Source organism: Bradyrhizobium sp. 31Argb, assembly GCF_043638955.1.
In the GTDB taxonomy this organism is placed as follows: Bacteria; Pseudomonadota; Alphaproteobacteria; order Rhizobiales; family Xanthobacteraceae; genus Bradyrhizobium.
Window position 1 is genome coordinate 1 of the sequence record NZ_JBEGDB010000319.1, and the last position, 8,731, is coordinate 8,731.

Here is an 8,731-nt window from a genome sequence, read left to right on the forward strand (position 1 = left end):
CAATCACCCCGATCGGGCAATCCAAAGCATTCCGCGCAAGTCAAGGCCGGGCACGGCGATCCTCTCGTGACGCTCACCATAGAGCGGACCTTCGATAGTGCGCGTCGTGCCGCCGGCAAGGCCGGCGCGGTGCTCGGCTTCGTCAAGCCTCAACCAGACGCCCTCCAGCCTTGAAGCAAGTGGCCGTCGGGTGAATTTCCACGTCAACCGGAATGGGAGAATTGCGTATTTCGACCGGCAAGAGGCGTTGAAGCCGGCTGAAGGAAACAAGGGGTGGGCTGCATCGCAGCTCACCCCTTCGCTTCATTGACTAGAACGTGAACCTCATACCTACAGTTGGGTTGTATTCAGACGTATTGAGATATGAGAACGCAAACCCTCCGCTGACCTGGGAGTACGCGACGCCGGCATAGATCCGGAAGTTCTTGGTCCAATCGTAATCTATTCGAAACGACACCACTTGCTCCGCGCCGGCGCAGTTGATGTAGGTGCTGCTAGAGCACGCCGTCCTCGAATACCCTGGCGCCACGATGCCCGGAATGCTGTTGACGCCCAATCCGTAGGACTTCTGATCGTAGCGATAGTATCCGACTGCGACCGACCATTGCGCATCGTGTTGATATTTGCCCGTAATGAAACTGATATTCACCAAACGGTCACCGCCGGTGAAAGCGTAATTGACGATACCAGACCCGGTCGACCCGTTCGTTGATAATATTGGCCCGATCTCATAGCCGCCAATCGTTGAATGTCCGGGCGCAAACCCTCCACCGGCCGGGTTGGAGAAATCGATCCTGCTGTAGCCTCCGGTCACCGTAAATTTCTGCTCGGCTGGATCCTGCAGGCCGTTTCGACCGAGGTCGAAGACATACTTGCCGAATATTCCATACATGTCGGTGTCAAATACCTTAGCACCCAGGTATTTGGAATTGAGATTAGCCGGACCTGATAGTGCGAATGTCGACACAATATCGGAGCCGTGCCCAGCGACGAGATCGACCGAAAAATTCGGGCCCACCACACCAACCGACCCCTGATAGAAATCGTTGACGTTTGTCCCTGGTTTCCCGTAGATCGCCGACATCCGCCACGGACTGTAATTATTGTAGTATTTGATCGACTGGTCGATACGAGCGGTATCCGAACTCCCCTGCCCCGCGAGAAGGCCGAAGTAACCGAGGAGGGAGAAGCCGTATGAGGCAAGCGGGTCGTAAGCACCAACCATGTCGGTCGAAACCACATTATTTCGGCCGATATGCAACGTCCCCCAAGTCTTGTCTTCGAAGCCCGCCCAGGCCTCACCATTGATGAGCTGCCCGGCGCGAGGACCGCCGCCGTTCACGGTCTGCTGATTCAACGGAATGCCGTTGTTCTTTTGCATGCCCTTGAGCGAGTCTGACAGTTCGCCAGTGGCCGAATTGAATCCTGTCTCAAACCGAGCGATGAAATGCAATTGTTCGGTTATATTTCTGTCGACTTTGATGCCCACGGCGGTTTGCGACGATTGGTTGGGGACCAACAGCCATTGCGGGCCTCGATTCATCCCGGTGATGATCCCCGCCGCGCCGTTGCCCCCGGTCGGCGCTCCGTGCGACTCATATTGCCCGCCAATGTCATAGGTGCCAAAAACGGCCACCCCCTGCCAGGTGAGGTCCGGCACCACCGGCGGCGCTTTCAACAAGCCGCCCACGTCCGCCGCGCTCGCGCTCGCGGCAAGACCCGCCGACGCGGTAGCGCACACCAAGCCTTTCCCCACACTGCCGATGAACCTTCCAGCAAACCAAGATCTAGAACTCATTACGTCTCCCCCTTATCGGCCGTTCCCAGACAGCCCTATGTGAAATTGCATTTGGTCTTGGCGAAGAACCTCGATGCCGAGTGCGCGGTGTTGGCCGAGATCATCTCGCGGATCCGCTCGTCGTCGTAGCCGAGGTTCATGCAGAGCTTGATGCCAACGCGGAATCCTTCGCGCGGGCCGAACGTGCTGGTCTGGCCGAGATCCGAGCAAAGGATCGTCTGGCCCATACCTGCGGCGTCTATTTGCTGAAGCAAGTTTCCGGTTTCGCGGCTCTTGCACTTGCAGCCTTCGAGGAAGCTGCACAGCGGGCGCACAATGAAAGCGCCGATCGCGATGCGGCCATCACGAGCTGATCTGGCCTAGGTCATAGAGCCGGTCGCCTGCACGACGACGTTTCCGGGCGATTCGACGGTGGCGGCGGGCGGGTCCGCTTTCAGACCCGCAGTTCTCAAATCAACCCCGCGCGTCTCCGGCCCGCAAGCCGTCGCCGCCAGGATGATGATGCCGCCGAATGCCATGAGGAAACCTGCCGCATTGGCAAACGTCATGAAATGGCTAAGCCAGATCATGTAGTAAGGAAAAAAAGAAGGGATGATCACAGCGGCGCTGTAGGCAACGCCCCACCCGGACGAGCGAACCGACGTCGCGAAACGCTCGTTGATATAGGCTGGCACCACACCCAGGGGACCGACAAACAGCATCTGCGTGGCGGCGGCCAGGAGCGTCAGATTGAGCCATCCTTGCACCGATCCGCCGCCGATCAACGCCATGGTCACCGGCGTCAGCAGGACAATGAGCACGCCGGAAATGTATAGAGTTGGCTTGCGGCCGATATGATCGCTGAGCCAGCCAAAGAAGACATAGGATGTCATTCCGAACAGCGGCACCACGAGCAGCGTATGAGCCAGATCGGCCGCGGTGTATCCTGCGTTGTTGTGGAGCAGGAACTGATTCAGCACGCTGCTTCCGATATTGATGAGGAAGAAAACACCAGTCATCATCACCCACGACTGGATGAACGCCCTCCCGGACCTGCCTTTCAACAGCTCCTTCAGGGGAGAGCTCTTCTTGCTCGATGCATCCACGCTTTTCCAGACTGCGGAGTCTTCGACGTTGCGCCGCAGAAACCAGGCCACTGCGAAAGACAGGACGAAGCCCAGGATGAACGGTATTCGCCAGCCCCATTGGACGTAAGGCGAATGAAGCCCGTCATTGACTGCCACCATCAGGACCAGACTATTGAGAACCGCGACAATAAATCCTCCCCCACTGGCCGAGCACTGGATCAATCCACCGATGAATCCCCTGCGTGACGGCGGTGCATACTCGAGCGCCATCGGAGTGGCAGCGGTATATTCGCCGCCCAAAAATATCCCTTCAATGAACCGGAGGCCGATCAGCAATGTGGTGGCCACCGTTGCCCCAACCAGCTCCGCGCCTGGCAGGCATCCGATCAACAGCGAAATGGTGCCGAATCCGAAGATCGTAATAGCGCCGATTCTCTGTCGGCCAAGAAGGTCAGCGAAGTGACCAAAGATCAGCGCTCCGAGCGGTCGACCGAGCAGCGTCACAGCGAGAGTCATTCCGGCGAATATCGACCTTTCCTGCGCCGACATATCGCCTTGGAAGTAGACCAGCGCAGGCAGGAGCGTCGATACCACAATGAAGATGGAATATGAATCCAAGGCGAATCCAGCCCAGGCGCTTAGGATCGCTCGCTTTCTTTTCTTTCGGAAATCCGGATCGAGGGCGGGGGTCAATGCTCCGATGCTCTCATTCATGTGCGCTTCCTCAGGAGTTACTGCGGGCTGCCCCACGAAGGAGTCGGCTTTTAGTGAGCCCCGCTTGTTGTCCAGCTGAAGCTGAACTTGAATTCGTTAGCTGACTATGTTTATCGACCGACGTTTCACCAAATGGAATTGCAACCATCCCGAATGACTTGACGATGCGTCTCGCCAGAATCGGAGCAAGGGCGACACGCCGCCCTTGCTCCAGATCCGGTTTCAGCGAACCCGCTGCGATCTTCATATGATCTCCGTGGCCACTGCGCCGTTGCCCGCTTTATCAGGACATCAGTGCAATGGAAGGCGATGTCCGATCAGAGCAGCCCCGCCGCATTGCCTCCAACGAGCTTGCGAATATCCCTTTCACCATACTGGATGCGAAGGAGATCGCCGATTATCCGTCTATAACCCTCTACCGGCCGGGGCATCCCGACAAGGCCAAGGTCTGAGCCGAGTATGGTCTGGTCCACACCTGCAACCTGAATGATGCGCGAAAGATCATTGACGTCGCGCTTTTGCTCTCGACCCTCAATCTGGATGAACATGCAAATCGAGTGTTCCATGTAGACGCCAAGGCTGACGAGGCGGCGAATATCGTCATCCGAACAGCCAATGACGTAGGTCGGATGATTGACAAGCATCTTCTTGACACCTCGCCGCTTGGCTTCCTCAAACATGATGATCTGCTCACGCGCACTGAGATGCCCGCCTGCCAGAATGATGTCCGCCTCCGCGATAAGATCCAGGATCTGCTGCGTCTCTTCAGTCAGTTTTCCATCCACACCGAGAACGGAAAGCGGCGTCGGCGTCAGCATGGGTTTGATGGATTTCGGGAAGGTTTTCGCCTCAGTGCTACTCTTATCGATGTGGTTCGCAGCGGAGAAGGTTGGCATCCATACGATTTTTCCGCCCAGCTTGATGGCATGGTCGACTGCGTATGGATTTATCCCGCCGCTGGCATTGTTAAGGGCAATGCCGGAATAGAGGCGCGTCTCGACGTAGGGCACGAGGTTTTGGAGGATCTTGGCGTGCGCCATGCCGGCGTAATAATGGTCCTTATAAAGCAACGCTTCAAAGCCGGCCGCAGCGGCGTCCAGCATCGCTTCATGATGATCGAGCATCCGCGGCATAGCTGCTGGGCCACTGTGACAGTGAAGGTCCACCGCACCAATCATGAGGGCGGAAACCTGTTCCGAGATGCTGCTGTCTTCGACCTGTGCTGTCGCCACGTTCATTGCGTTCTCCTTGGCGTTTCCGGGTTCGGAAACTCGTTGCTTCATGTAGCTGAAGCAGGCATTGGGTATTCGTCCGCATTCAAAACCCAACCTGGCTTCGACGAAAAGTCGGCGCGCGGGGGCGCGAAAATATCGACCAGCACGTTGGTGTCGTCCATCGACTGCGACGTATGAATTGCGGGCGGCGGAATGATGCAAAGAGACGGCGCACGACAGAGTTCAGCGGCGTCTGCCCGCCATGCCGCCTTATCGGTCACCCACGGCCAGCGGAGATAGTGGGTGTAAGCTCCCTCCAAACAAAGCGATCCCTGTTCAAAGTCGGCGTGGTGATGAGGCGAGAGATTTTTCGTATCGCGCGGCGGGGACGGATGAATGCAATTGATCATGATCGTCGAGCAGCGGAACAGCCGGCCAAACCGGGTGGGACTTTTGGGAATATCCAGGCTGTAGCTGCGGATTGCGAAGCCGCCCGGCGGATCAGGCCATGCAACGAACGGCTTGACGTTTGGGTCTGGCTCCGTGGCGTATGATTCCGCATTGGAGCATTTCGGAAGGAGGTCCAGCGCGTTCGTCGAAAGGATTCGAACGATCGGGCCAGCGGCCTTGACCTCTATCGAACTTCGTCCTGGCGGCACCACCACGACGGAATAGCCGGGCACGGTCTTGCTCTGTTCACCGGCCGTGACTTGCACGACACTGTCTTTCGACGGAAGAAGCAGCATGTACTCGTCCGGCTGGGCATCGCGCGCGAGCACTGCCCCCCCATCTGCCTTAGCGTATGTCACGATCATGTTTTGGCCGCGGGTGTACCAGGTCTGCGCTCCCGGACCTTGCTCCTGTGGAGCTTGCTCGTACCAGCGGGCATATTCCGCCCCTTTGAACGTTCTGGCGGCGTTCGCGGTCGTCCCCGCTTGAGGCATGGTGCTCCTTGGATCGTCTGCGGCGTACACGGCTTTTCTCCGATTTTAGCAGCGATGTGGCTTTGCAGCCGGCGTGCGAAAGTCTGCCAATCAGACCAATTTCGCCGAGGATTGAAAGAACGTATTTCGATGTTTTCGCTCGCTGAAACGTTAGCCCCCCTGCCACGCCAACCCGACATTGGCTAACGACTTGAAGACGCCTTGAGCACTGGCGACCGCTTTTTCACCTGTTTTGAGCGTACCCGACACGAAGATCGTACCGCTCGTCCTGTGCTGGATGTGACATTCGGTCGTAACGAAGTCGCCAATGTCGACCGCTTGCAGGAACGCGACGTCGAGTTGAACGGTGACACACTGGACATCGTCGCCGGTTGAACGAATGACCGCTCCCATGCCCATGTCAGCCAGCGTCATCAACAGGCCGCCGTGCATCTTGCCCTTGCCGTTGTCGTGGCGGGGGTCGCAAACGATTCCAATCTGTACGTTGCCGCCAACGCGTCGCTCCCAGAACGGTCCGACAAGGGTGGAGATTTTTCCTGGCCGTATCATCCACCCCTGCGATGAAGGGTCGGGATGTTTCTTGTTGCCTGCACCTTCCAACGACGACCTCCTGATTTGCCGGGCCATGACCCGACGCGCTGTTTTGCGAACTTGACGTATTCGCACCCGATTCGGGAGTTGTGGATATTCGCGGAATAAGCGGCCCCCAACGACTCACCTGGCCGTAAGGGACAACAGCTCTCTGGCTTCCTTGGGTGTGGCCACCGAACAGCCAAGCGAATCCACAATGGCGCACGCGCGCTCTACCAGCGGAGCGTTGCCCGGCGAAAGTTCGCCCTCCGAGAGGAAAAGGTTATCCTCCAGTCCAACACGAACGTGCCCGCCGAGAATGATGGATTGCGCTGCCATCGGAAACTGCGCCCGCGATATGCCAAACGCCGACCAGGTCGTGCCCGCCTCAACCATGCTTCTCATGAGCAGCATTGCTTCCGTATTGGCTGGCGCACCGCCGGGAATTCCGAGACAGAACTGGAACAACGAGGGTGTTGGCAGGTGCCCCTCCTTCTGCAATTGAAGGGCGAGGCGCAAGTGACCGAGGTCGAAAACTTCCAACTCGGGCTTTACGCCGGCCGCGACCATTCTCGCCGCCATGAACTTCAGATGGGTTGGTGTATTGACAATGGCCCGCGACCCGAAATTCATTGTTGCGACATCGAGGGTGCAGACTTCGGGCCGTAGCTGCACGATGTGCTGCGTCCGTTTGGCGGGCGAAACCACACACACAATCTCGCCCCCATCTTCGACCGGTGGATCATAACCTGCTCCCGGACCGCCGGTTAAATTGAGAACAATGTCGATTGCGGAGGATCGAACTCTGTCGACGGTCTCCTCGTAGAGATCCAGATCGCTGGAAGGTGCTCCCGTTTGCGGATCGCGAACATGCACGTGGGCAATGGCAGCGCCGGCTTTGGCGGCGTTGACGATCTCGTCGGCGATCTGCTTCGGCGTGATCGGCACGTATCTGCTATTGCTCGTGAGTGCGCTTGCCCCGGTTACCGCACACGTGACTATGACCTTACGCTTCATGAAACTGCCTCTTGGATTTCCAAGCTTATTCAACCGACCAAGCGCGCAATCGCGCGATGCCCTTTTCGATCATATCCGCCGCTTCGCGTGTCGGAGTGTAAACGTCGGATACGATATGCGCCGCCGCCGGTGCCGTGGCGTAGAATCCCACACCGAGACACGCAACGCACACGCCCTCGTTGAAAACGGGAACGCCGATAAATTGGAATTTCCGAGAGCCGCGCATCCCGTCCTCGACGGCGAATCCATTTTGGCGAGCCGCTTTCAGCGCGTGGTCAAGGACCACGGGATCGAATTTCTCTTCAGCTTTTCCGCTCGTTCCCAGGCCACGCAGCAAATCTTCCTGTTCCCTCTGGGAGCAGAAGGCCAGATAGCAGCGTCCCAACGCGCTATTCGCCAAGCTCAATTGACGGTGCAGGGTGGCAAATGGAAACGCCCATGGACTGATGGCCGAGGTCGTGAAATCAACGCTGAGTTTGCCGTGGTGGACCGTGGCGACGCTGACCGGCCACTTGATCCGTTCCGTGAGTTTCACTGCCCATGGCCGCGACGCCTCGATAACGAGTGGAAGCCCTCGGAATCCATTGCTGAGGTGCTGCGCCTCGGAAGTAACTCGATATCCGCCGATGAAATTGTCACGCATGACATAGCCTTCATGGATGAGCGTATCGAGCATCCTGACGATGGTTGATTTCGAAAGCCCTGTGATCGTGTGAAGCTCGGCGACCGACGCGGAGCGCAGTGAATTCATCGCGCGAAGCACGCGCAGTACCCGCTGCGCGGCTTCGACGGGCTGATAAGAGCACTCGGCCGGCAGTGCATCGCCCCTTTTCGAATTGGACCGACAACGATCACCGCTTTGTTGCTTTGTGCGTCCTCGCGCAGCGCGAACCGAACCTTTGGAAGCTAAAGCCGGATCAGGCATGACGCTTTCCAATCGGCGGGATGAGACCTGACCGGACTTTTTCGCAGACAACGTCGGCCCGTCTTCAATGCAAGCGTCTTCAGCGGAAGTCTGGCGCGCTTTGGTCATTGCCGCCCCGGGCGACACGCCACGGGCACGGCGTTGCTCAACTGGAGGCCAGTCTTGCAGGTGGCTGGCGTAGGAATCGATCAAGATTGATGAATCAAGCTTCATTTCAACGGCCTCCCGGTGCCCGTTCGATACCGGCCCGTGGATCGGACCTTGTTTGTTTGCGCTTCGCCAAGAGTCGAGCGGCTTAGCGCATTGCCGAGCTAACCTGCCCGTCTCCTAAACTGAACAGGATTATCCCCCTCGCCAACGCAATTCGAGAAATGTTTCACCAGATGAAACATTCGGGTCACTCTGGTCTGAAATGGACCCCGATTGTGGGACCACGTGCTTAGTTGGAAGGGGCTGCTCCGTTTGATAGACGGAGCGCATGA

General features: G+C 57.7%; 9 protein-coding genes. 1 reads left to right on the forward strand and 8 read right to left on the reverse strand.

The genetic code is table 11. The features are described from left to right. Positions 1 to 310: 310 nt before the first annotated feature. Positions 311 to 1,798 (reverse strand): porin, encoded by a 1,488-nt coding sequence (locus tag AAFX91_RS35825; protein WP_394569668.1) that lies wholly within the window; start codon positions 1,796 to 1,798, stop codon positions 311 to 313. An 80-nt stretch (positions 1,799 to 1,878) separates the two neighbouring features. Here AAFX91_RS35825 and AAFX91_RS35830 point away from each other — a divergent pair, with 80 nt between their 5' ends. After that, positions 1,879 to 2,151 carry a hypothetical protein gene (locus AAFX91_RS35830; protein WP_130582434.1) on the forward strand — a complete coding sequence of 91 codons (273 nt, stop codon included), beginning with the start codon at positions 1,879 to 1,881 and terminating at the stop codon, positions 2,149 to 2,151. A gap of 6 nt (positions 2,152 to 2,157) precedes the next feature. Here the strand turns inward: AAFX91_RS35830 and AAFX91_RS35835 are convergent, their stop codons facing one another. The 7 genes from AAFX91_RS35835 to AAFX91_RS35865 form a co-directional block, all read right to left on the reverse strand. Then, a complete protein-coding gene (locus tag AAFX91_RS35835) occupies positions 2,158 to 3,579 on the reverse strand; it encodes an MFS transporter (RefSeq protein WP_394569669.1) in 1,422 nt (473 codons plus the stop codon). Positions 3,580 to 3,589: 10 nt separating this feature from the next. Then, entirely contained in the window at positions 3,590 to 3,826 is a 237-nt protein-coding gene (locus AAFX91_RS35840) for a hypothetical protein (RefSeq protein WP_394569670.1), read from the reverse strand. 70 nt (positions 3,827 to 3,896) lie between these two features. Next, a complete protein-coding gene (locus AAFX91_RS35845; protein WP_130582431.1) occupies positions 3,897 to 4,817 on the reverse strand; it encodes a DUF6282 family protein in 921 nt (306 codons plus the stop codon). Between the two features lie 41 nt (positions 4,818 to 4,858). Then, complete coding sequence (locus tag AAFX91_RS35850) at positions 4,859 to 5,767, reverse strand: hypothetical protein (RefSeq protein WP_394569671.1); 909 nt, start codon at positions 5,765 to 5,767, stop codon at positions 4,859 to 4,861. Positions 5,768 to 5,887: 120 nt separating this feature from the next. Beyond that, positions 5,888 to 6,337 carry a PaaI family thioesterase gene (locus tag AAFX91_RS35855; protein WP_165421412.1) on the reverse strand — a complete coding sequence of 150 codons (450 nt, stop codon included), beginning with the start codon at positions 6,335 to 6,337 and terminating at the stop codon, positions 5,888 to 5,890. Between the two features lie 114 nt (positions 6,338 to 6,451). Beyond that, positions 6,452 to 7,324, reverse strand: coding sequence for a 3-keto-5-aminohexanoate cleavage protein (locus AAFX91_RS35860; protein ID WP_130582428.1), 873 nt, complete (start codon positions 7,322 to 7,324; stop codon positions 6,452 to 6,454). 25 nt (positions 7,325 to 7,349) lie between these two features. Then, complete coding sequence (locus AAFX91_RS35865) at positions 7,350 to 8,462, reverse strand: helix-turn-helix domain-containing protein (protein ID WP_130582427.1); 1,113 nt, start codon at positions 8,460 to 8,462, stop codon at positions 7,350 to 7,352. Positions 8,463 to 8,731: the final 269 nt, after the last annotated feature.

Excerpts from the sequence above, each read along its gene's own strand:
- AAFX91_RS35825 (WP_394569668.1), bottom strand. The coding sequence starts at position 1,798 with ATGAGTTCTAGATCTTGGTTTGCTGGAAGGTTCATCGGCAGTGTGGGG.
- AAFX91_RS35835 (WP_394569669.1), bottom strand. The coding sequence starts at position 3,579 with ATGAATGAGAGCATCGGAGCATTGACCCCCGCCCTCGATCCGGATTTC.
- AAFX91_RS35840 (WP_394569670.1), bottom strand. The coding sequence starts at position 3,826 with ATGAAGATCGCAGCGGGTTCGCTGAAACCGGATCTGGAGCAAGGGCGG.
- AAFX91_RS35845 (WP_130582431.1), bottom strand. The coding sequence starts at position 4,817 with ATGAACGTGGCGACAGCACAGGTCGAAGACAGCAGCATCTCGGAACAG.
- AAFX91_RS35860 (WP_130582428.1), bottom strand. The coding sequence starts at position 7,324 with ATGAAGCGTAAGGTCATAGTCACGTGTGCGGTAACCGGGGCAAGCGCA.
- AAFX91_RS35865 (WP_130582427.1), bottom strand. The coding sequence starts at position 8,462 with ATGAAGCTTGATTCATCAATCTTGATCGATTCCTACGCCAGCCACCTG.